This is a genomic window from Halapricum desulfuricans (assembly GCF_017094465.1).
In the GTDB taxonomy this organism is placed as follows: Archaea; Halobacteriota; Halobacteria; order Halobacteriales; family Haloarculaceae; genus Halapricum.
Window position 1 is genome coordinate 1,155,409 of the sequence record NZ_CP064791.1, and the last position, 22,830, is coordinate 1,178,238.

At 62.3% G+C, this 22,830-nt stretch carries 21 protein-coding genes and 1 pseudogene; 8 read left to right on the plus strand and 14 right to left on the minus strand.

Going from position 1 to position 22,830, the window contains the following annotated elements; all coding sequences use genetic code 11:
• Positions 1–347: 347 nt before the first annotated feature.
• Entirely contained in the window at positions 348–737 is a 390-nt protein-coding gene (locus HSEST_RS05915; protein WP_229122767.1) for a DUF5820 family protein, read from the plus strand.
• A 26-nt stretch (positions 738–763) separates the two neighbouring features.
• Positions 764–1,216, plus strand: coding sequence for a UPF0179 family protein (locus tag HSEST_RS05920; RefSeq protein ID WP_229122768.1), 453 nt, complete (start codon positions 764–766; stop codon positions 1,214–1,216).
• Between the two features lie 22 nt (positions 1,217–1,238).
• Here the strand turns inward: HSEST_RS05920 and HSEST_RS05925 are convergent, their stop codons facing one another.
• The 3 genes from HSEST_RS05925 to HSEST_RS05935 form a co-directional block, all read right to left on the minus strand.
• Positions 1,239–2,027: a succinylglutamate desuccinylase/aspartoacylase domain-containing protein gene (locus HSEST_RS05925; RefSeq protein ID WP_229122769.1), complete on the minus strand. Its 789-nt coding sequence runs from the start codon at positions 2,025–2,027 to the stop codon at positions 1,239–1,241.
• A 55-nt stretch (positions 2,028–2,082) separates the two neighbouring features.
• On the minus strand, positions 2,083–3,363 hold the full coding sequence (locus HSEST_RS05930) for an adenosylhomocysteinase (RefSeq protein WP_229122770.1): 1,281 nt from the start codon (positions 3,361–3,363) through the stop codon (positions 2,083–2,085).
• Between the two features lie 92 nt (positions 3,364–3,455).
• Positions 3,456–4,370, minus strand: coding sequence for a hypothetical protein (locus HSEST_RS05935; RefSeq protein ID WP_229122771.1), 915 nt, complete (start codon positions 4,368–4,370; stop codon positions 3,456–3,458).
• A 246-nt stretch (positions 4,371–4,616) separates the two neighbouring features.
• On the opposite strand from HSEST_RS05935, the gene HSEST_RS05940 reads away from it, so the two are divergent.
• The gene (locus HSEST_RS05940) at positions 4,617–6,245 is read left to right on the plus strand and encodes an MATE family efflux transporter (protein WP_229122772.1); all 1,629 of its coding nucleotides are present in this window, start codon (positions 4,617–4,619) and stop codon (positions 6,243–6,245) included.
• A gap of 30 nt (positions 6,246–6,275) precedes the next feature.
• Here the strand turns inward: HSEST_RS05940 and HSEST_RS05945 are convergent, their stop codons facing one another.
• The 4 genes from HSEST_RS05945 to HSEST_RS05955 form a co-directional block, all read right to left on the minus strand.
• The gene (locus tag HSEST_RS05945; RefSeq protein ID WP_229122773.1) at positions 6,276–6,524 is read right to left on the minus strand and encodes a hypothetical protein; all 249 of its coding nucleotides are present in this window, start codon (positions 6,522–6,524) and stop codon (positions 6,276–6,278) included.
• A gap of 654 nt (positions 6,525–7,178) precedes the next feature.
• Positions 7,179–8,216: an FG-GAP repeat protein gene (locus HSEST_RS05950; RefSeq protein ID WP_229122774.1), complete on the minus strand. Its 1,038-nt coding sequence runs from the start codon at positions 8,214–8,216 to the stop codon at positions 7,179–7,181.
• A 711-nt stretch (positions 8,217–8,927) separates the two neighbouring features.
• Positions 8,928–9,053, minus strand: coding sequence for a rubrerythrin-like domain-containing protein (locus tag HSEST_RS14525; protein ID WP_267491928.1), 126 nt, complete (start codon positions 9,051–9,053; stop codon positions 8,928–8,930).
• 93 nt (positions 9,054–9,146) lie between these two features.
• Positions 9,147–10,433 carry an amidohydrolase gene (locus HSEST_RS05955; protein WP_229122775.1) on the minus strand — a complete coding sequence of 429 codons (1,287 nt, stop codon included), beginning with the start codon at positions 10,431–10,433 and terminating at the stop codon, positions 9,147–9,149.
• A 94-nt stretch (positions 10,434–10,527) separates the two neighbouring features.
• Between HSEST_RS05955 and hisG the strand changes: the two genes are divergently transcribed.
• Positions 10,528–11,376, plus strand: coding sequence for an ATP phosphoribosyltransferase (gene hisG / locus HSEST_RS05960; protein ID WP_229122776.1), 849 nt, complete (start codon positions 10,528–10,530; stop codon positions 11,374–11,376).
• 21 nt (positions 11,377–11,397) lie between these two features.
• Here hisG and HSEST_RS05965 read toward each other — a convergent pair whose 3' ends face one another.
• Positions 11,398–12,048, minus strand: a complete 651-nt coding sequence (locus HSEST_RS05965) for a chemotaxis protein CheC (RefSeq protein WP_229122777.1) — start codon at positions 12,046–12,048, stop codon at positions 11,398–11,400.
• Between the two features lie 155 nt (positions 12,049–12,203).
• On the opposite strand from HSEST_RS05965, the gene HSEST_RS05970 reads away from it, so the two are divergent.
• Positions 12,204–12,449, plus strand: a complete 246-nt coding sequence (locus tag HSEST_RS05970; RefSeq protein WP_229122778.1) for a hypothetical protein — start codon at positions 12,204–12,206, stop codon at positions 12,447–12,449.
• Positions 12,450–12,453: 4 nt separating this feature from the next.
• Here the strand turns inward: HSEST_RS05970 and HSEST_RS05975 are convergent, their stop codons facing one another.
• A complete protein-coding gene (locus tag HSEST_RS05975; RefSeq protein WP_229122779.1) occupies positions 12,454–13,296 on the minus strand; it encodes a COX15/CtaA family protein in 843 nt (280 codons plus the stop codon).
• Between the two features lie 214 nt (positions 13,297–13,510).
• Between HSEST_RS05975 and HSEST_RS05980 the strand changes: the two genes are divergently transcribed.
• Positions 13,511–15,757 carry an NADP-dependent malic enzyme gene (locus HSEST_RS05980; RefSeq protein WP_229122780.1) on the plus strand — a complete coding sequence of 749 codons (2,247 nt, stop codon included), beginning with the start codon at positions 13,511–13,513 and terminating at the stop codon, positions 15,755–15,757.
• A 221-nt stretch (positions 15,758–15,978) separates the two neighbouring features.
• Positions 15,979–16,890: an alpha/beta hydrolase gene (locus HSEST_RS05985; protein ID WP_229122781.1), complete on the plus strand. Its 912-nt coding sequence runs from the start codon at positions 15,979–15,981 to the stop codon at positions 16,888–16,890.
• 34 nt (positions 16,891–16,924) lie between these two features.
• Here the strand turns inward: HSEST_RS05985 and HSEST_RS05990 are convergent, their stop codons facing one another.
• From HSEST_RS05990 to HSEST_RS06000, 3 genes are read right to left on the minus strand one after another with little or no spacing between them, the layout of a single operon-like run.
• A complete protein-coding gene (locus HSEST_RS05990; protein WP_229122782.1) occupies positions 16,925–17,605 on the minus strand; it encodes an HAD family hydrolase in 681 nt (226 codons plus the stop codon).
• Between the two features lie 55 nt (positions 17,606–17,660).
• Entirely contained in the window at positions 17,661–18,557 is an 897-nt protein-coding gene (locus HSEST_RS05995; protein ID WP_229122783.1) for a DMT family transporter, read from the minus strand.
• A 36-nt stretch (positions 18,558–18,593) separates the two neighbouring features.
• Positions 18,594–19,079, minus strand: coding sequence for an SRPBCC family protein (locus HSEST_RS06000; protein WP_229122784.1), 486 nt, complete (start codon positions 19,077–19,079; stop codon positions 18,594–18,596).
• 93 nt (positions 19,080–19,172) lie between these two features.
• Between HSEST_RS06000 and HSEST_RS06005 the strand changes: the two genes are divergently transcribed.
• Positions 19,173–19,934, plus strand: coding sequence for a proteasome assembly chaperone family protein (locus tag HSEST_RS06005; RefSeq protein ID WP_229122785.1), 762 nt, complete (start codon positions 19,173–19,175; stop codon positions 19,932–19,934).
• A 78-nt stretch (positions 19,935–20,012) separates the two neighbouring features.
• On the opposite strand, the pseudogene HSEST_RS06010 reads toward HSEST_RS06005, so the two are convergent.
• Both HSEST_RS06010 and argF read right to left on the minus strand, forming a co-directional pair.
• Positions 20,013–21,332 (minus strand): annotated as a pseudogene (locus tag HSEST_RS06010) (RNA-guided endonuclease InsQ/TnpB family protein).
• A 595-nt stretch (positions 21,333–21,927) separates the two neighbouring features.
• Complete coding sequence (gene argF / locus HSEST_RS06015) at positions 21,928–22,830, minus strand: ornithine carbamoyltransferase (RefSeq protein WP_229122787.1); 903 nt, start codon at positions 22,828–22,830, stop codon at positions 21,928–21,930.

Below are 22,830 nucleotides of genomic sequence, written 5' to 3' on the forward strand. Positions count from 1 at the left end.
GTGTGCCGACCGACGGCTCGTCCCACGGGAGGGCAGACTCGCTGACTGATGCCGTCCACCGCACGATACGGCGGCGCGACTGTCGCGACCGAAACCTGCATAGTGACAACCTGATCCGTGATACCGTGTGGCACATTTTCCGATACTGTAATACCTAAGGGACTCTCATATACTTAAACCCTCGTTTCATTCGGGATGTGAGTAACACCCGTGGTCGCAGGAAATCGGATTATAGGACCGCTCCGAAACCACATTCGGTTATTCCTGATTGCTGCGCCTCGCAGTCATTTATAAACCCACTCCGGCCGACCGGGAAGCTCTTTTCCGTAGGGCCGGTGAAGCGGAACATGGATCTCGCGGACGCGCTGCCGACGGACTGGTCGCTCTGGAACGAGGAGGCCGGGCGGGTCGTGATGGTCTATCGGCCGGACGTCTTCGACAGTGAGGCGTTCCCACCGCCGTGTTTGCCGACGCTGTATCTCACGAAAGGGTCGCGAGGTCGCCGCCCGGGCAGGCCACAGCCGGATCCCGACGATCCCTGGTACCTGACGCTGTCGCTGGAGCCGGACGTGACCGCCGACCGGCGGGAGTTCGACGGTCGAAAGGCGGCGATGGACGGTGCCGTCGAGTTGGCGAATACATTCTCCGACGGAGAGATCGACTATCGGTCGCTGTATCAGGTACCTCGGGAGGCGTATCTGGCGAAGCTCGACGAGTTGACCGGGCGGGAAGCTTAATCGGCTCGGGAGAGTACCGACAGTCGATGGCGCAACTCACGCTCGTCGGCACGCGTCTGGCGGAAGTCGGACAGACGTTCGTCTATCAGGGGGCTGCAGCGGCCTGCGAGGGGTGTCCCTACCGCGATCAGTGTCTCAATCTCACAACGGGGCGCAAATACGAGGTCGTCGAAGTCCGGGACAACGCCAGCGTCCTCGACTGTGGCGTGCACGATACCGGCGTGCAGGCCGTCGAAGTCAAGCCCGCGCCGATCCAGGCCAACGTTGCCTCACAGGGAGCGTACGCCGGGAGCAAAGCCGCGCTCGAAGGCCCCTGTCCGTACACGGACTGTCCCAGCCACGGGTACTGTGAACCCGCCGGCGCGGCGTTCGACGAACAGTACACGATCGACGAAGTGCTCGGCGACCCACCCCACGACTATTGCATGCTCGATCGCGATCTGACGCTGGTCGAACTGGCACCGCCGGACGACGCGTGAGATCGATCGCGGGATTGCGCCGCTACGCGGAACTGTCCACTTTCTCTGCCACGTACCCGAAGACGTCCTCATAACCGTATGCCGAGAGTAACACGGGATAAAACGGCTCGTCCGCGACAACGGTGTCGCCATCCGCGGCGGCGAAGGGGTCGCCGGCCTCGACACGTTCGAAGTTCGAGACGAACACCTCGTATTCGTCGGCGTCGTCTTTCGGGACGACGTCTTTGAGTGCGTACACCCCGTGTTCGCGCGGAGCAAGCGGCGGCTCGTCGGCCAGCACACCGGTCGCTCGCAGGAACTCCCGGACGATCCGGGTGGCGTTGTCCGCGGCGACTGTCGATCCCTGATAGCCAGCCTCGACCTCCACGAGCGTCTCGACCGACTGAAAGAGCCGTCCGTCGTCGAACGGGCCGGTTTCGACGATTGCATCGACGGACAGTTGCCGTGCGAGCTCTTCGGACGGGCTACCCGCCCGCTCGACGATCGCGAACGGCCCCTCGTAAGACTGTGTCGAGTGCAACGCTAGGGTCGTACACCCTTCGAGTTCGGCCGTCAGCTCGGCCGCGAGCCGCGATTCGTGCGTCGGCCCGTCGGGATCACCCGGGAACGTTCGGTTGAGGTCCTCCTCGCAGTAGCGCTGCTCGGCCGCCAGCGCCCGCTCGTTCGCGACGATCAACTTCACAGGTCGCTCGATGGGTGGGTCAGACGCCAGTAGACGGTCGATCGCCGTCACGCCACACGGTTCGTCACCGTGAATTGCGCCGACGACAGCGACGGACGGTTCGCCAGCACCGAGCTGTTCGATCCGCATTACTACCGGATTAGGCAGTCGGTCATTTATATTGCTCGTCTGCGCGACCAGTCGCTCACGTCCCGTGCTGCCAGGAGTCCATGTACTCGCGCTGTTCGGGCGTCAGATCGTCGATATCGATCCCCTCCGCGTCCAGTTTGATCTCCGCGACTTCACGATCGAGTCGGTCGGGAATATTGTGGACGCCGGCGTCGTACCGCTCGCCGTTCGTCGCCATCTCGCGGGCGGCGACCGCCTGGATCCCGAAGCTCTGGTCCATGACCTCGACGGGGTGGCCCTCGGCTTTCGGCGCGGCGAGGTTGACCAGCCGCCCCTCAGCGAGGACGTTGAGCTGGCGGCCGTCGGGCATGACGTAGCCGGTGACGCCGTCGCGAGCCTCGATGACTTCCTCGGCCATCGCGTCGAGGTCCTCGAGGTTGATCTCCACATCGAAGTGACCCGCGTTCGCCAGCAGCGCGCCGTCCTGCATATTCTCGAAGTGCTCCTCGGTGATGACGTCGCGGTTGCCGGTCGTCGTCACGAAGATGTCACCCTCGCGGGCGGCCTCGTCCATCGTCGTGACCTCGAAGCCCTCCATGTGGGCCTCCAGTGCCTGGCGCGGGTCGATCTCGGTGACGATCACGTCGGCGTTCATGCCCGAGGCCTTCTTGGCGACGCCCTTGCCACACTGACCGTAGCCGCCGACGACGACGGTCTTGCCCGCGATCGCGAGGTTCGTCGTCAGTTCGATCGCGACCATCGAGGCCTCGCCGGTCCCGTGGACGTTGTCGAACAGCCGCTTCATCGGCGTGTCGTTGACGGCGAACATCGGATACTCCAGCGCGCCGTCCTCGTCCATCGCCCGCAGGCGGTGAACGCCCGTGGTGGTCTCCTCGCAGCCGCCGATGATCGAGTCGATCAGTTCGGGGTACTCCTCGTGGACGAGAAAGACCAGATCCGCGCCGTCATCGATCGTGATCGTCGGATCGTGATCGATCACGGCGTGCATGGCCTCGTAGTACTGTTCGTCGTCGACGCCGCGTTTGGCGTAGGAGGTGATCGACTCGTGGGCGTCAAGCGCCGCACTCACATCGTCGTGCGTCGAGAGGGGGTTACACCCCGTGATCGCGACCTCCGCGCCCGCCGCCGCGAGCGCCTCCGTCAGGACGGCCGTCGTGGCCTCGACGTGCATCGCCATCGCGACGGTCTCGCCCGCCAGTGGCTGTTCGTCCTCGAAATCCTCGCGGAGCGACTCGACGATCGACATGTGCTGGCGCGCCCAGTCGATCTTCTTGCGTCCTGATTCGACTGCCGACTCGACGTCCTCAAGCTGCTGGGTAATCGGCTGTCCGGTCATACCCCTATCAATGGACACCGGGGAGAAAACCTTGCCGAAGCACTCCGGTCAGAATATGGCTGCGGTAGCGAGACGAACGTTCGATGCTCGCGTCACCGACCGCCGCGAGCGTGCGACGGTGGGCCACGTCGACGGTCGTCGTCTTCGGTTTCATCGTCGCTCGACGGACCCATGTCTCCAGGTGGACCCTGAGTCACGTTCCCGGACGGCCCCCGGGTCGTGTTATCGGACGGACCAGCACCTTCAGGCGGGCCCTGGGTCACGTTCCCGGACGGCCCCCGGGTCGTGTTTTCGGACGGGCCAGCGTGTTCTGGCGGGCCCTGAGTCTTGTTTTCGGGCGGACCAGCGTGTTCGGGCGGGCCCTGGCCCGGGTTGAACGTCGTCACGAACGACGAGACGGTCTGGCCCATCGGGCCGGAGACGTTCTCGCTCATCACGGTCTGGACGAACGCGCCGACGTAGAGCCCGAACGGTTCGCTGTCGTTGACCGTGACGTTGCTGTGGTCGACTTCGCCGTCGTCGATGGAGACGTCGAGGTCGAGGTCGAACAGCCGATCGGCTTCCCCATCAGTTTCGTTGGTGTCACGGTCGCCAGTCTCGTTCTCTAGGTCATCATCCTCGCTCTCGTTTACGTCACGCTCGTCTGTCTCGTTCTCAGCAATCGATTCCGCGATCAAATCGGCCGTCGTCGTGGCGGAATCGTTATCAACAGTGGCCGTGACCGTGACCGTCACGTTCTCGTCCGGTGCCGACAGTTCGACGAGGCCCTCGTCGTCTGTCGTGTAATTACCGGCCTCTTCGTACGTCGTATTTCCATCAGCAACAGTCACGTTCGCGTCGGCGACGGCAGTACTGTTTTCAGTACTGTGCTCCGTCACCGAAACCGTGACGTCGTCGCCCTCCTGAGTCACCGACACATCCAGTCCATCCGCGGCCGCAGCTGGCCCGACGACGGAGAGGGCCACGACGGCGACCACGGCAACTGTTAGAAGCTGTTTCGCGTGCATCTCACTCCGTACTCACCCCTATATCCACATAAACACGCAATCCCGTTCAATCCGTTCAGCTGCGAGTCCGAGCGCACAAGAAGGTCAGAGATTAGCTTGTAAAGTTTAAAAATATCTCTGGATGTTTATTTCATACTATACCAACTGATGCCGGCATGTCGTCACGTTTTTGTTTATCGATAGGTCCTGACTAACTAGTCAGTATGTTGGCCGTGAGCCGAGTTCCGCAGTGGGAGGGTGACGCGCGTGTCGACTGACGAGTCCGGGCGCTCGGTCAATCTCACCGAGGGATCACTATTACGTCCACTCATAGCGCTGTCGCTGCCGATCGTCGCGTCTCAGTTACTGCAGGTGATGTACAATCTCGCTGACACGTTCTGGGTCGGGCGTCTCGGACAGAACGCGGTGACGGCGCTGTCGCTGTCGTTGCCTTTCGTCTTCCTGATGATCAGTCTCGGCGGCGGGTTGACCGTCGCCGGCACGGTGCTGGTCTCCCAGAATACCGGTGCGGGCAACACCGAACGCGTCAGTCACGTCGCCGGCCAGACCATCGCGTTCGTCTCGCTGGTGTCGATCGGGCTGGCTGCAATCGGATTCGTCCTCTCGCCGGTGTTGTTGCCGCTGATCGGTGGTTCAGCCGACGCCGAAGCGATCCGGCTGGCAGTCGTCTACACGCGGATCATCTTCGTCGGCGTCATCTTCATGTTCGGCTTTCAGATCTTCCAGGCGCTGTTGCGCGGGTACGGCGACACGGTGACACCGATGTATCTGATGGGCGCGAGCGTGACGATGAACATCCTGCTCGATCCGATCTTGATCCTGGGATTCAAGAACAACCTTCTGTTCGAGCTACTCCACGACGCGCCGCTGCTCGGCAATCTCGGCTGGATCGACGCGCTCCCGTATCTGACCAGTCCCGAGTGGCTCCACAACCTGCCGTTTCTGGACGTGAACTTCCTCGCGCTGCAGGCCGACCTCTTCGCGGCGACTGGATTCACCGGGATGGGCGTGACCGGCGCGGCGGTCGCGACGGTCGTCTCCCGGGGCGTCGCGGCGATGATCGGCTTCTGGCTGATCTTCTCCGGCCGCCTGGAGTTGACGGTCTCGCTGTCGGATCTCCGGCTGGAGCTGGAGACCGTCAGGAAGATCGTCGACATCGGCGTCCCGACGGCCGCCGAACAGAGCGCCAACTCGCTGGCCTACACGGTGATGACTTCCCTGGCAGCGATGGTCAGTGGCCCCGCAGTCGCGGCCTACGGGATCGGCAACCGGATCAACACGTTCGTGTTCCTGCCGGCGGTCGGGCTCGCCCGCGGGACCGAAACGGCCGTCGGCCAGAACCTCGGTGCCGAACAGAACGCCCGGGCCAAACGGGCGGTCCTGCTCTCGACGGGGATCGTCGCTGTAGTCTTCGGCGTGGTGAGCGTGCTCGTGTTCCTGCTCGCTCGCCCGCTGGTGACGGTGTTCATCCCCGGCGACCCGACGGTCATCAACCTCGGGACGGACTACTTCAAGATCATCGGCCCGACCTACGTGTTTATGGGCGCGTTCCAGGTCATCAACGCCGGGTTCCGCGGTGCCGGCAGCACGCGGACGGCGATGGCCTTCTCGATCGTCTCTCAGTGGGGTGTCCGGATCCCGCCGACGTTCCTGCTGATCACCGTTGCCGGCGTCGGCGCGATGGGCGTCTGGGGCGGGATCGCCTTCTCGCACATCGCCGCCGCGGCGGCTGTCGGCGTCTGGTACGTCTACGGCGACTGGGCCGACAACGTGCTGGACGAAGACGAACCGGGCGAGGAAATAGCTGCGGACGACCAGGCCGCCGATCCGAACGGGGACGGCCAGCCAGAGGGCGAGCCGGCCGTCGACGACTGACTGTCAGCCTTCTGGTCCCCGCACAACCTATTAAATCGGGTTGCTGGTTATTCCCTCGTATATAAGATATATGATCACTATCGCGCATAGCACGCTGATAACAGATCCAACTATCCCGACAACAACGCTTCCGTCGAGTAACTGCCTTGCTGCACCGAGGCTGAAAATCCCTAGAAGAGCCAATAAAACGCCGAGTATCGTCCTATCAATGGAATCAGACAAGTTTCCCATTTCGTTCGCCATATGTTTCTTAGCCTCGCTACCCTTATATTTCTTCATTAATAAACATCCGCCACCGCGTCGATACCTGTGAGTCGGAGCAGTAACTGGAAATCGCAGCGGAGGGTGGCGCAATGGGACACCTGACGCTGATCAACTCCCGGAGCAATAAACCGAATGGCTCTTACCGAAGACAGTGAAACACAGATATCTATCTCGGAATTGGTAGATGGGGCTGTGCAAGATACAACGCGCATAGTCAGCACACCCCGGTCACGATACTGGTGAGCAAACGAGGCAGAGAGGATCTTCGACATCAGCGTTGACCCTGGTAGCATCGACGAGGTATGGAGTCTCCCTGTCTCTGCATCGTGTAACAGCCTGGTACATACTCTATAACAAGGTAGTATCGTAATCTGGTTACGGATATGAGTTGCGCTAATTGTGACACCGAGATCAAGGCGTACACGCTTCGGGTACACCCTGAGGGGTCCGACTCGCCCGTCGACATCTCGTTCTGCTCGACCGACTGTCTCGCAACCTGGGTGTAAGCCACTCCCTGTTTCCGGAACCCCATTTGCTCTGGTGGACAGACGAGATACGACCTCGGTGATCTGGTAGAGACAGGGGACTCACGTACTGTTGCATCCCCCAATCCATATGAGAGATACATGAGTATTGATACAATGACGAGAGAACTCTCCGTTGGTACTATCAGGTGAAAACGTATGCCGCTACTGTATTCTCACTGCCATGCCCCCATCCGGCTCCGAGGAGGGCAGTCGGTCCATTGCTGGCCAGCGCCACTGTCAAGCCGACTGCATCATTGTGGTCACTATTGTCGGGGGCGAGTTTCCCCTGTTGGGTCCACGAGTCATCACTGCGGGAAAATACGTACATTGACCCCGTGTCTACGCCAGTATCGTAGGCGCCGATAAGTGCGGTTGATCTGTCATCGGCTAGTGCTACCGACCTTCCAAAGTATTCCTCTTCGTTTCCGTTTTCAGCGGAGAGTTTAGCCTGTTGGGTCCAGTCCCCACTATCACGGATAAATACATACGCTGATCCCGGGCTCTTTCCGTTGGAATCCTCGTCGCTCACGGCCCCGATAAGAGCAGCCCTCCCGTCGCCAGTGACTGCTACCGGAGAGCCGAAGTTGTCGTTGCTATCCCCGTCGCCAGGAACAAGCTTGGCTCGGCGGATCCACGATCCGTCACGGTAAGTGAACACGTATACTGACCCCGATTCGTTCCCGTGCGGTGTTTCATCCTGGGGGGCACCGACCAGAGCGACGGTTCCGTCGGCCGACAGCGCCACCGATGCGCCGAAGCTGTCGCCTCCGTCTCCGTTCTCGGGAACGAGCTTTGCCTGTTGGGTCCAGGACCCATTCGCTCTCGAAAACACGTACGCTGATCCCGCGCCCTTCCCATTGGGATCTCCGTCGTGTTCTGCCCCGATAAGAACACTCAAGCCATCGTCAGCTACCGCTACCGCAAAGCCGAATGTATCCCCACTATCGCCGTCGTTAGGAAGGAGTTTGGCCTGTTGGGCCCACGATCCGTCACTCCGGGTAAACACATACACTGCTCCCGCCCTTTCTCCATTGGAATTATTATCAGACAACGCTCCGATGATGGCAGTTTTCCCGTTGTCAGCCAGCGCCACCCCGTCACCGAAGTAGTCACCCTCGTGGCTCTCGTCAGGGGCAAGTGTGGTCTGCCGTGTCCAAGATTCCGTTCCCTGTGCGAACACATGGACCTCTCCTTTCAAGGATCCATGTGGATCGTCGCCGCTGAAGGTGCCGATGAGCGCAGTTTCACCATTTTCAGCCAGCGCGACTGACTGGATAGCAATGATGCTGCTAGCCCCTTCATTAGGGACGAGTGTCCCTTGTTGGGAATCGAATGGGGCAGCAACTGTTCCCGGATTAGATTCAGCAAGACTACTACAACCGGCGAGGATGGCCAGACTAGATCCTCCCGCCAATTGGAGAAGTCGTCGCCGTTTCCGATCCATAGGCTCAGATTGGATTGTCGATGAAAAATAATTTGTGGGGAACTGAGGATTATCCGACCGATGTGAGCCGAGGGCAGATGTTAAAGCGCGGACTCTGTCTCGGCAACCATAGATTCGAACATGAGACTCATTAGCCAGCGTGTCGCAACACGTCGGCCCTATGTTGAGCAATTCTTTGTGTTCTCAAGAATCTTTCTGAGCTTCTGGATACGCGCCTTGCACGTTACGAGAACCAAGACATCATTCAATTCTGATAGTCTGCTTTCTGTTCGATATGCAGGCTCGTTCTACCGGCCGACTCACAAAAACGGATTGAGAAATAACGGACGTGCTGTGATGGATACAACCTCTATATCTTGCACACCACTCTGTACCAATATCACGTATTCTATGATTGTTTCACCAGATTTGGCAAGAGCCAACTGAATTACTAAGAGCTGGGTGATTCTAGGGTGATTCCCGCAACTCGCCGCGACAGTCCGGACACGCTGCCCAGTACGACGCCGGGACAACAGATTTTCCGCAATCCACACATTCGAATCGCACTCTACTGGACGCTTGTTTGGAACTCATCGGGAGAAGCTCCGCTACCGTCGCTAATAAAGGTTTTCGGAAAATAACTATATCCGACTAGATGCCCTGATATATCCTAATATTGTAATCGAGTTAGTCTGCACGGCCGACGAGTGACTGCGCTCGCTCGCTCGCCCGCTCCCGCACGGCTTGCTCGTCGAAGACCGTCACCTCGCGATCGCGCATCAACACCTGTCCGTCGCAGACGGTGTGTCGCACGTCGCTCCCGCGGGCGGCGTACGCCAGGTGACTGACGAGGTCGTGGGCGGGCGTCAGATGCGGTGCGTCGAGGTCGATCACGGCCAGGTCGGCGTTCGCTCCCGGTTCGATCCGGCCCGAGTCGAACCCGAGAATCTCGGCACTGCCGCGGGTCGCCATCTCGACGACGCTATACGCATCGACGGCGCTTGCGTCCCCGGCGGCGAGTTTGCCCAGCATTGCGGCGTCACGCATCTCGTCGAACATGTCCAGATCGTTGTTCGAGGCCGCGCCGTCGGTGCCCAGTCCGACCGCCACGCCCGCATCGAGCAGGTCCTGGATCGGTGCCATCCCCGAGGCGAGCTTCATGTTCGAGGCCGGGCAGTGGACCACGCCCGCGCCGCGCTCGGCCAGCAGGTCGATCTCGCCGTCGTCGAGGTGGACGCCGTGGGCCAGATAGTCCTCTGACTCGAGCAGTCCCAGATCGGCGGCGTACGCCAGCGGGCGCTGTCCGTGCTCGTCGACGATCGGGTCGACCTCGTCGGTCGTCTCGTTCGCGTGCAGATGGATCGGCACGCCGGCCTCGCGGGCCTCGGGCACGAACTCCCGGTAGTACTCTTCGCCGACAGTCGTCAACGAGTGGGGCATAAACGCGGTCCGGATCCGTCCGTCGGCAGCACCGTCGTACTCGCGGGCGAACGCGAGGCTATCTCGCATCTCCTCGCGGGCGGCCTCGTCGTCGTTCCCGATTGTGATCGCCCCGTAGCCCAGCCGTGCGCGCATACCGGCCGCCTCGACGGCGTCGGCGACCTCCGACATGAAGAAGTACATGTCGTTCAGGGCAGTCGTCCCCGACTTGATCATCTCGACCAGTCCGAGTTCCGCGCCGGCCCGGACGTCCTCGGCGGTGAGTTCGGCCTCGGCCGGCCAGATGTCCTCCTGGAGCCACGCGTCGAGTTGTTTGTCGTCGGCGTAGCCACGCAAAAGCGTCATCGCGACGTGGGTGTGTGCGTTGACGAGTCCGGGGATCACGAGCCCGCCCGCCGCGTCGAGTTCGTCGTCGCCTGAGAGATCACCGATGTCGATAATCTCGCCGCTGTCCTGATCGAGCAGTACGTCCGTACGCTCGACGGAGTGGTCGGGACGCAAGACCTGACCGCCCGAAACGAGGAGTTCGCTCATGCCTGTTCGTTCGTCGGGGGATACTTTGAACCGTTGGGTTCGTCGCTCGCCGCCGGAGGGAAAAGCAATTGCCCGCCCGCCTCCACGTTCCGGTATGCGCATCGCCGTCCCCAACAAGGGCCGTCTCCACGAGCCGAGCGTCGAGTTGCTCGAACGCGCCGGACTGCACGTCGTCGACGGGGCCGACCGCAAACTCCACGCTGAAACGGTCGATCCCGAGGTGACGATCCTGTTCGCCCGCGCGGCCGACATTCCCGAGTACGTTTCCGAGGGGGCCGCCGACGTGGGCATCACCGGCTTCGATCAGGTCGCCGAAGCACAGCGGGACAACCTCGTCGAACTGCTCGATCTGGAGTTCGGGAGCTGCAAGCTCGTCCTCGCTGCGCCCGAAGACGACGATATCGAGTCCGTCTCCGATCTCGACGGTGGGACGGTCGCGACCGAGTTTCCGAACATTACCCGGGAGTTCCTCGACGAGCAGGGCGTCGACGCCGATATCACCGAGGTTTCGGGCGCGACGGAACTCACGCCGCACGTCGATATCGCCGACGCGATCGTCGATATCACCTCGACCGGGACGACCCTGCGGATGAATCGCCTGGAAGTCATCGCGGACGTGCTCGAATCGTCAGTGCGACTGTTCGCCCGCGAGGACGCTCGCGACGACGAGAAAGTCCAGCAGATCGAAACCGCGCTTGGGTCAGTGCTGTCCGCTGAGGGGAAACGCTATCTGATGATGAACGCTCCTGCGGACGCCCTTGACGCAGTCAAGGAGGAACTCCCTGGCATGGGCGGACCGACGGTGATGGACATCGCCGGCACCGACGATGTCGCGGTCCACGCAGTCGTCGACGACAGCGAGGTCTTCGAGACGATCAACGCGCTGCAGTCAGTCGGTGCGAGCGACATTCTCGTAACCGAAATCGAGCGGCTCGTCGAGTGATCGTCTGCGGTTTCGGCGTGGTCACTTGACGATATCGGTCGAGGCGGTCGTGTCCTCTCTGACGTCCGTGTCGAGGTCGATATCCGTGATGAGCTCGACGAGTTCCTGCAGACGGGGGAACGTGTAGGCCGTGAGTTCGACGTCGGTGTCGTCGGCGACGATATCCGAGTCGACGACGAAGACGATGTCCTCGTCCGGCCAGCCGCCCATCTCGTCGACGATATTGCTGGCGGGACCGTACATAAACGAGGGCGTCGAGATGTCGATCGTCGTGTCCAGGACGTTCGCCCACCCGTCGATGTAGCCGGAGGTCATGATGTTGCCAATCTCCTGCATGGCCGACCGTTCCATGTCGGTAAAGAGGCCATCCGCAGGCTCGTCGTTGCCCATGCCACCGACCATCTGTTCGACGAGTTGCTTGCTGTCCGCCGGGTCGATCAGAAAGAGTACGTATCCGTGTGGCGAATCGACCAGTTCGACGAAGATCCCGACTTGCTTCTGGGACCCGATATGCGTTTTCACGTCCTCGATATCGAGAAAGTTGATCTTCGAGACTTCGATGCTGGCGTCGAGGCCCGCCATCTGACTGAGGTGATCGGCGACCGTCTCCGATCCTTCTCTGGCCATCTGGTTGAACAGATCCAGCTTTCGAACGTCGACACGGAGGCTCATACCTGGTACTGTGTTCCCACGATTGTAAGATTGCCGTCCCTCGGCTACGACAGTCTCGTCCTCGGCTGGCGGCCACTACAGCGTGCCAATCACGGCAATTTATGCCGGTCCGTATCCCAGGTGTACGTACGTCGGACGATCCGGCGGTGGACATCGTGAGTTCGAAACTAGGATACGCGGAGATCGCACTCGGAACCGCGATCGCGTTCTGGGGGACCGTGCAGGTGCTGGTCTCGTTCGGCGACACGGCGACAGTGTTGCTGTGGGGGGTTGCCGTCCTGCTCGGGTTGTTCGTCAGCGCGTACGGCGTCGTCTCGGTAATGCGTACCCACGACGCCGACGAGGCGGCCGACCCCGACCAGGCGATCAGCAAGACGGATTCGCGCTTCGGTCGCAACTAGTGGGCTAGCGAGCGAACGACCCGCTCATCGGAGCATCCCCGTCAGCCGCGCGGAAGGCGAACCACGCGGCCCCGAGTAACACGACAAAGACCAGCCCCGCAACGCTGTCGGCAACGAGCAATCCTTGCGGATCGAGTCCGTGGCGGCCGAGTACCATCTGAACAGCCAGCAGGGCGGCGGCCACCAGACTCAGATACCCCTGTCTGATTGCGTCGCGATCGCCCGTCGCGCGCGTCCAGGTCCCGATCGCGACCAGCAGGGCGAACAACACGAGTGCCAGCCCGTAGTAGACGATCTGGACCTCCGGCGTGTAGGAAAAGACCGTCCCGAAGCTGAACAGATGCCCCAGCGGGACGAGCGCGAGCGCGACCACCGCGCCAGTGCGGAGCCGTGCGGTGTCGGCACGGTTGTACTGTACTGCTGTCGCATAGACGATCAGCGTGAAAATCGTCAGTGCGGCCAGATAGTGAGCCGCCTGAACCGGTGGCGAGTAGCCCCACGGGAACAGGCCACCGACCGTGACCGTGAGCGCGCCCAGACCGATCTGGACGGGGAGCAACGCGATCGCCGCGACGAGGCTGTACCTGACCCGGCGGCTCGCGCCGCGCGTCCACGCGAGGCCGGTAATCCCGAGTAACACGAACCCGGTCACCATCGCGACCAGCCGGTGGAACCACTCGACGAAGCTCATCCAGTTTGCGGGAAACAGGCCGAATACGGCCCCGTCACAGAACGGCCACCGGGCGCCGCAGGTGAGACCGGCCCCGACTCCCGCCGTGTACACACCCAACAGCATGAGGACGAACGTCAGTCCGGTCGCGCCCGCCAGCAATCGCCGGAGTTGCATGCCAGACAGTCAGTGCCCTGGCCACTTAGAAGCGTTCGGTATTGGACTGTGTTGCCGCTTGATAGTGGCCGTCGTAACTCTGTTCCGGGTCGAACGCAGTCGTGCGGTCGCACCGGTCAATCGTTACAACGGTCACTGTGACTCGACACTGTTCTGAAACCGGAAGTCCTCTTGGATGGCCTAGATTTTTGGTTCCCCCTGACAGCCATCACCCATGGGACTCGACGAGGACGCACTCGACTACCACCGGCAGGAACCGCCCGGCAAGATCGCGATCGAGACGACCAAGCCGACCAACACCCAGCGAGACCTCTCGCTGGCGTACTCGCCGGGGGTCGCGGCCCCTTGTCGGGAGATCCGGGACGACCCCGAGTCGGTGTTCGAGTACACGGCCAAGGGCAACCTCGTGGCCGTCGTCTCGGACGGCAGCGCGACGCTCGGGCTCGGCGATATCGGACCCCAGGCGTCAAAGCCGGTCATGGAGGGCAAGGGCGTGCTGTTCAAGCGGTTCGCCGACATCGACGTGTTCGATCTGGAATTGGATACGTCCGAACCCGAGGGGATGATCCAGGCGGTCACGGCGATGGAGCCGACGTTCGGGGGGATCAACCTGGAGGACATCAAGGCGCCCGAGTGTTTTGAGGTCGAGTCACGACTGCGCGATCGACTCGATATCCCGGTCTTCCACGACGACCAGCACGGGACCGCGATCATCTCCGGCGCCGCGCTGTTGAATGCCGCCGAACTGGCGGGCAAGGACCTCGACGAACTGGAGGTCGTCTTCTCCGGGGCCGGCGCCAGCGCGATCGCTAGCGCGCGATTTTACGTCTCGCTCGGGGTCGAACGGGAGAACATCACGATGTGTGACTCCTCGGGGATCATCACCGAATCGCGCGCCGAGGCTATCAATCGGTTCAAACAGGAGTTCGCCAGCGACAGTGCCGAGGGGGATCTGGCGGACGCGATGGATGGTGCGGACGTGTTCGTCGGGCTGTCGGTCGGCGGGATCGTCGACCAGGGGATGATCCGATCGATGGCCTCGAACCCGATCGTCTTCGCGATGGCCAACCCCGATCCCGAGATCGGCTACGAGGAGGCTAAATCCGCCCGCGAGGATACGGTCATCATGGCAACCGGTCGCTCGGACTACCCCAATCAGGTCAACAACGTGCTCGGATTCCCCTTCATTTTCCGGGGCGCGCTGGACGTGCGGGCGACCGAGATCAACGAAGCGATGAAGGTCGCGGCTGCGCGGGCGCTTGCCGACCTCGCACGGCAGGACGTACCGGACGCGGTCGTCAAGGCCTACGGCGACGAACCGCTGCAGTTCGGGCCGGAGTACATCATTCCGAAGCCGCTTGATCCCCGAGTGCTGTTCGAGGTGACGCCCGCCGTCGCCGAGGCCGCGATCGAGTCGGGCTGTGCCCGGACGGAGCTAGACACAGACACCTACGTCGCACAGCTCGAAGGACGCCTCGGCAAGTCCCGCGAGATGATGCGGGTCGTGTTGAACAAGGCCAAAAGCGACCCCAAACGCGTCGTGCTGGCCGAAGGCGCCGACGAGAAGATGATCCGTGCGGCCTACCAGCTCGTCGATCAGGGCATCGCGCGCCCGCTTTTGATCGGCGATCGCGACCGGATCGAAGCGATCGTCGAGACGCTGGGGCTGTCGTTCGAGCCGGACATCCTCGATCCGGACGAAACGGACCTCCAGCGGTATGCCGAATGGCTGTACGAGCAGCGCCAGCGCAAGGGCGTCACGCGGCGTGAGGCTACCGAGCTGGTACAGAACGGTGATTACCTGGGGAGCGTCCTCGTGGCGACGGACGAGGCCGACGCACTGTTGACCGGCCTCACCCATCATTATCCGTCGGCGCTCCGGCCGCCGCTCGAGGTCGTCGGAACGGCTCCGGACACCGAGTACGCGGCCGGCGTGTACATGTTGACGTTCAAAAACCGCGTCGTCTTCTGTGCCGACGCGACGGTGAACGTCGCCCCCGACGCGGACGTGCTCGCGGAAGTGACGTGCCACACTGCCGAACTGGCCAGGGAGTTCAACGTCGAGCCCAGAGCGGCGTTGCTATCGTATTCGGACTTCGGCAGTGTCGACACTGACGGGGCCGCGGTACCACGCGAGGCCGCCGAGAAACTGCGCTCGGATCGGAGCGTCGATTTCCCGGTCGACGGGGAGATGCAGGCCGACACGGCGCTCGTCGAGGAGATGCTCACCGACAGCTACGAGTTTGCCGAACTCGACGAGCCGGCGAACGTGCTCGTCTTCCCGAATCTCGAGGCCGGTAACATCGGCTACAAGTTGCTCCAGCGGCTCGGTGGAGCCGACGCGATCGGGCCGATGCTCGCCGGGATGGACAAGCCCGTCCACATCATCCAGCGCGGCGACGAGGTCAAAGACATCGTCAATCTCGCCGGGGTGGCAGTCGTCGACGCCCAGCAGCAGTGATGTCGCTCCGAGTCAGGCCGAAAAACATCTTCGGGACTTAATTTCCCGACCCGCAGGGATAATGGTTAGATATATATGTCCGTTCGCTGTCCCTTCCGGTTATGCGTTTGAAAAAAGCGGCAGCAATCGCTGCTACATGTGTCGTAATCATATTCGCGCTGGCCGGTTGTTCGGCGCCGACGGACGATGGTTCGACGACAGTCGGTTCGCAGACGGACGCTGTGGAGACGACCGACACGGACACGAAAACGGACGGCGAGAGCGGGACGGAAACTACTTCGGACGAACAGTCGACGGAGACAACGGCCGATGGGGAGAGAGACGGTGAGACGACCACGTCGAGCGACGATGCTCCGGCGTACCCGACTGGGGAGATCACCACGATGTCAGTCGAGATGCCCCAGTTCGACAATCGAACGCGGACTGTGCGCGTCTACACGCCGCCGGGCTATTTCGAGAGCGATCGGTCGTATCCGGTCGTGTACATGCAGGACGGGCAGAACCTCTTCGACAACGAGACGGCATACAACGTGGAGTGGCAAGTAGACGAGACGATGGATCGCCTGGCACACGAGAAGAACCGTTCGGCAATCGTCGTCGGGGTCGACAACGGGGGCGGCGATCGGATCACGGAGTACGTACCACCGGAATTAGGAGAACCGGGTCAAACTAAGAACGGAGATCGATATGCCGCGTTCCTGGCGGAGACGGTCAAGCCAATGATCGACGAGACGTACCGCACACAGCCGGACCGGGCGGCGATCATGGGCTCGTCGCTGGGCGGATCGATCTCAGTCTACACGGCCTTCGAGTACCCGGAGACGTTCCCGTACGCGGCCGGGCTGAGTACGGCGAGTCCGCCTGCCAACGTGACCGCGTCGTATCTGAACGAGACGGGTGCCGGGCCCGAGCGGGTCTACATGGACTGGGGGCTCGAAGAGGGTCCGCGGTCGGAGATGTTCGCTCAGCGCAATCAGGCGTTCGCAACGAACATCCAGCATCTGGGCTACGAACCAGGTGAAACGCTGCTGACAGTCATCGACGAGGACGGGACCCACAGTGAATTTGCGTGGCGCGAGCGCTTCCCGCGCGCCGTACAGTGGATACTGACCGGCGAGGATCCCGCAGCCTGACAGTCACTGCGTTTCACAGCAGTGGCGGATTCCTCTACCGGGGGAGAGACGACAACGCGCTCGGGAGTTCGCCGGGGGAGTTGACACTCGCGACCGGTTCGACCGGGCCGTCGGCCGGTGGCTCCCCGACGAACACGGACGGCAGATCCGCCGCCGCGGCACCGAGGACGTCAGTCTCGTAGTTGTTCCCGACGTAGACCGCACGATCGGACGGAACATCGAGTGCTTCAAGCGCACGCTCGAACGGTTCCGGATCGGGCTTTGCCGGCAGGTCGTAGCCGGCGTAGACGACAGTATCGAGATAGGGTTCGATCCCAAGCGATTCGAGCTTTGGATCCTGCATGTCCGGGCCACCGTTTGTTACCATCGCGAGCGGGAAGCGCTCGGCCAGTCGCTCGATCGCTTGCGCCCCGCCGTCCAGGAATCGGACGTTGCTGTGATCGCGTTCGGCAGCGTAGGCGTCGGCGACTTCGCGGCCGAGCTGGCGGTCGTGGCCGTTCTCCGCGGCCAGATCGGCGAAACACAGTCGGCGCCGCTCCAGCATCGAGTCGGCCCGGTCGGCGTAGCTATCGACACGCTCGACGTACGCTTCGGGCGAGAATATCGGTTCGACGCCGACCGCGTCAAACGCGGCCGGCAGCAGTTGCTCGGTCCCCCGGGTGTACTCACAGAGCGTCCCGTCCAGATCCAGCAGGACAGCGTCGTATTTCGTCATGTACGCGCCTCCGTGCTGCGATCGTAGGTGATTTGCGGTTCGCCTGCGCTCGCTGTCATGGATTCGGTCGGGCACGTGCGGTGAGCACGATCCCGACGAGCACGACGACACCGCCGACGGCCGTCATCGCAGGCGGCACTTCTCCGAGCAACAGCAGTGCCAGGAGCGTGCTCCCGACGGGTTCGCCGACCAGCGTGACGCTGACGACGCTCGACTCGACATGTGCGAGCGCCCAGTTGACGACGGTGTGTCCGAAAATCCCCGGGCCGACCGCCATCGCGAGAAACAGCATCCACTCCCGCGGTGGATACGGGCCAAGCGACGCACCCTGGCCGACAGTCCAGACGAGCAGTCCGATCGCGCTGACGGTGTACACGACGATCACGTACGGGATCAGCGGCAGTCGCTGGCGGAGTGATCGCCCGGCGAGGACGTAGCCCGCGGCCGCGAGTGCGCCCACGAGTGCGAGCGCGTCGCCGTACAGCGGGTTCGAGCCGGCGAACGCGCCGCCGGAGAGCAAGTCCCCGACCGACAGGAGCACGCTCCCGGCGAGCGCGACTCCGATGCCAACGACGATACGCCGGTTCAACCGCTCTTCGAGCAGCCAGGCGGCCCCGAGCGCGACGAACACCGGCTGTGTCTGGACCAGCGTGACCGAGGCGGCGACGCTGGTCCACTCGAGGCTCTCGAACCAGGCCGCGAAGTGTGCTGCCAGCGCGAGTCCGGACGAGGCGGCGACCAACCAGTCGCGCATCGATAGACGGGCAAAGGCCTCGCGATAGCGGACGACCGCGACGGGTGCGAGCAACAGCGTCGTGAACAACACGCGATAGAAAGCAGCGACTGACGAGGGTGCGCGACTCCAGCGGATCAAGATCGCGCTGGTACTGACTGCGACGACTGCGAGCGCGAGCGCAGCCAGCGGCGGAACGACGGGGGTGTCGCTGTCCACGGTTCGACCTCGGCCGCCGGCTGGTTCACCGTTTCGTTATGGTCTTTCGAGCAATTCTTTCGTCTTCCGGTGGCGATAGCGGAACATCGGTTCGAGTCCCACCCACGCGAGCGGGCTCCCGACGCGACCGACGGGGCCGCCGGGAAGGTCGTATTCGACGAAATCCCGGACGAGCGTCGCCGACCCGTCGCGGTAAAACGAGTGCGTGTGGACCCAGTGGGGGAACGGCCCCTCGGCCATCTCGTCGCGGAACATGGCGTAATCGTCCTTACGCTCGCGGGCGACAATCTCGGAGACCCATCGCTGGCGCGGCCCGACACCGAACGGCTGGATCGTCGAGACCACTGTCGATCCCGCTTCGAGGGTATCCGGGTCGGACTCGCCGTCGGGGCCGCGCTCGGCTTCGATCTGCAGATGCATCCACCCCGGTGTGAGTGCGACGAGCCCGTCGCCGGTTGCATGGAACTCCCAGACTTCCTCGAACGGAGCCTCGACCCGGACCGATCGCTTGTAGGTTGCCATAGCCGTTCGTTCGGGCCGCGCGACAAAACCACTTTTTACCACGGACCGAAATTCACGTTGGGTATTTTATATTTGGGGAACGATAGCTCTGGTATGGTACCGGACCCCACATTCGAGATGAAGGTGTCGGGCGATCAGCGACCCGGAAGCTCACTCGTCGTGGGCCTGTCCCACTTCGGGATGGCCGGGCTCTCTGCCGTCGACTATCTCGTCAGACACACGGACGCCGAGCAGATCGGACACATTTCACCCGACGAGTTCCCCGCGATCGCGCCCTTCCAGAACGGCGAGCCGCGCCACCACACCCGGCTCTATCACCTGTCGGACGTGAACATCTCGGTGCTGGTCGGCGAGTTGTTCGTGCCCGTCTGGGCGGCACACTCGTTCGCTGACGCGATCGTGGACTGGGTCGACTCCGTGCCGATCGAGGAGATCGCGATCCTCCACGGCGTCCCGTACCCACACGGCCCGGACGAACACGGCGTCTTCCACGTCTCGACACCCACCTATCACACCCGACGGATCGCCGAGACCGACATTCAGCCGTTAGGCGGCGGCCTCTTCGATGGCGTCGTGGGCGAGATCGTCACTCGCAGTCTCGACGACCGGGCACCACCGACCGGGGTGTACGTCACCCCGGCCCATCCACCCGGTCCCGATCTCGATGCCGCGCTCGTGCTGCTGGACGCCATCCAGGACATCTACGACATTTCGGTCGACGCGGAGGAACTGAAACAACGCTCGGAAGAACTCAAGCAGTACTACACCGAACTCTCGGAACGGATGCAGTCGATCAGCGACGGCGAGCAACCACTCGGAAGCCGGGACTATCCAGACGACCGAATGTACATGTAAACTACCCTCCCCTACTTCGCTCGGGGGCAATGGCCCCGCTCGCTTGTTGAGGGAAGGGCTTTCGCGTGGACTCCCGTTCTATGCCTCAGCTGAGGCAGGAGGGTTGTACTCCCCACTCACGTTCAGCGTCCCGCGATCTGCTCACGGCTTCGCCGTTCGCATGGTCCGAGGGATCTCCGATCCCTCGCTATTCAAGCGCACGTCTACAGGTGCGCCTCCGTCGTCTGCGTTTTGCCGACGTTGACGAGACGCGGAGCGTCTCGTTCGCACACCAGAAATCGAAGATTTCTGGGGACGCCGGAGATACTGAAGGCCGATGTTTTTCGCCGCGTTGTAGTCGGCGTGGTTCTGGTAGCCGCAATCCAGACACTCGAAGTCCTCACCGTCGCGGTTATCATCGTGGGTAAACCCACAGGTCGAACACCGCTTCGAGGTGTTCCGTGGGTCCACCTGGACGGCCTCGATGCCCTGCTCTCTGGCTTTATATTCGACGTACTCGTAGAGGCGGCGGAACGCCCACAGATGGTGCCACGACGCCTGTGGGACGTTCTCACGAATGTCGGTCAGGTCCTCGAATACGATATGCGAACAGTCGTGTTCGACAGCTTCGGCTACAATTTCGTTGGCGACACGATGCAGGAATATCTCGAAGCGTCCGTCCTCCTTGCGCTCGACACCTGCTATCGCGTCGTGTGCCGCCCGTGTTCCACACTGCTGGAGGTCGCCCCGCCGCTGTTCGTACTCTTGCTTCCAGTGGGTGAACTCGTCTGCCGACCAGAACCGTCCGGTCGAAGCGACTGCGAGTTGGTTCACACCGAGGTCCACACCGAGGACTGTTCTGTGCCCGGTGGTGGGTTCGGTGTCGTCATCCTCTTTGAGCATCGACGCATGGAGATACCAGTCACTGTCGCGCCGATGTAGTGTTGCCCGCCGAAACTCGTAGTCCTCGTTGGCGACGTACTTCGTCGGCGGTGTCTTGGGATTTTCAGGGAGAATATAATCGCACTCGATTCGCCCGTCCGGTGTCGATAGCGAAACGTGGTCGCGGTGGAACGTGGCACTTCGCTTGTCGTAGACGGCGGTATCCGCCGTGAATTTCGGACGGGACGTATCTTGGTCGTTTTTGAGCCGTTCGACGCCGCTCTTGATGGATTCGACGGCCTGATGAATCCCTTTCTGGACGAGATTCGCGGTCAACTCCGTGTCCTCGCGTAGCTGGTCGTACAGCGCATCTTCGGCCTTCGCCTTGGATGTGACGTGGTAGCCGTCGTCACCGTGCCAGCACCACTCGCTCGCGGTGTTGGAACAGTATTTGAATTGCTCGATAGTCTCCCGCAGGTGTTTATCCGCGCCTTCGGGCGTGTCGAGCTTGATAACGGCGGTACGACGGTACTCCACAATGTTTTCATATATTTTTGTAGTTACTTAATGGTTGGTGGCTAGTAGGCAATAGTCTGGAGGGTGGTCAGTACCGGGTCGGCTTCCCCACCCTACTCGCTTGTGCTTCCGCCGGGGCCGGAAGCCCGACGTCGTCCGAAAATCTCCGATTTTCGGGATCACGAGAATCTTCGCTTCTCGAACGACTCCTTGAGGGTGGGGCCTCCGCCTCGAATTAGGTGAAACCGCAACGTCATTCGGTCGCTCGTCCCTCGCGACCGGTCAGGACTGCTCGGACAGCCACACCAGCAGTCCCTTCTGGGCATGCAGCCGGTTCTCCGCCTGGTCCGGCAGCCACCTTTTTCTCGTCGGGTTTCGCTCACTCCGTTCGCGAACCACTCCTCGAAAAAGCTGGAGCAAAAAGCCGGTCGCTCGTCCCTCGCGACCGGTCAGGACTGCTCGGACAGCCACACCAGCAGTCCCTTCTGGGCATGCAGCCGGTTCTCCGCCTGGTCCGGCAGCCACCTTTTTCTCGTCGGGTTTCGCTCACTCCGTTCGCGAACCACTCCTCGAAAAAGCTGGAGCAAAAAGCCGGTCGCTCGTCCCTCGCGACCGGTCAGGACTGCTCGGACAGCCACACCAGCAGTCCCTTCTGGGCATGCAGCCGGTTCTCCGCCTGATCCCAGACGATTGCGTTGTCGCTCTCGACGACCTCGTCGGTCACCTCTTCGCCGCGATGTGCCGGCAGACAGTGCATCAGCTTCCGGTCGCCGACGAGCTCGGTCGTCACCTGAAAGCCGTCGAAGGCGTCGAGTTTCTCCTCGCGCTCGTCCTCTTCGCCCATACTGACAAACACGTCTGTGTAGACGACATCCGCGCCCGCGACCGCAGCCTCGGGGTCGTGGGTCGTCTCCGGGGCCGTTCCGAGTTCCGCGGCCCTATCGAGCACCTCGGCGTCAATCCCGTAATCCTCAGGCGTCGCAACGGTGAGCTCGAGTCCGACCATCGCCGCGCCGAGCACGAACGACTGGGCGACGTTGTTACCGTCACCGACCCACGCAACCCGGACCTCGTCGAAGCCGCCGAACTGTTCGCGGATCGTCAGTAGATCCGCCAGCGTCTGGCAGGGGTGGGCCTCGTCAGTCAGTCCGTTGACGAAGGGGACGGTCGCGTACTCGGCCAACTGTTCGGCGTCCTCGTGGTCGAACAGACGGGCCATGATCACGTCGACGTACCGTGAGAGCGCTCGGGCGGTGTCTTTGATCGGCTCGCCGTGGCCGAGGTGGATGTCGTCCGGACCCAGGAAGATCGCGTGGCCACCCAGCTGTGTCATGCCGGTCTCGAAGGAGACGCGGGTTCGGGTGCTGGGCTTCTCGAAGATCATCCCGAGCGTCTGGTTGTCGAACGGTTCGTCGTCGGTCCCGGCCTCGTGGGCGGCCTTGCGGTCGGCCGCGCGGTCGAGGACGGTCAGCAGTTCGTCCGGCGAGAGGTCGTCGATGTCGAGCAGGTGGCGTGGCAT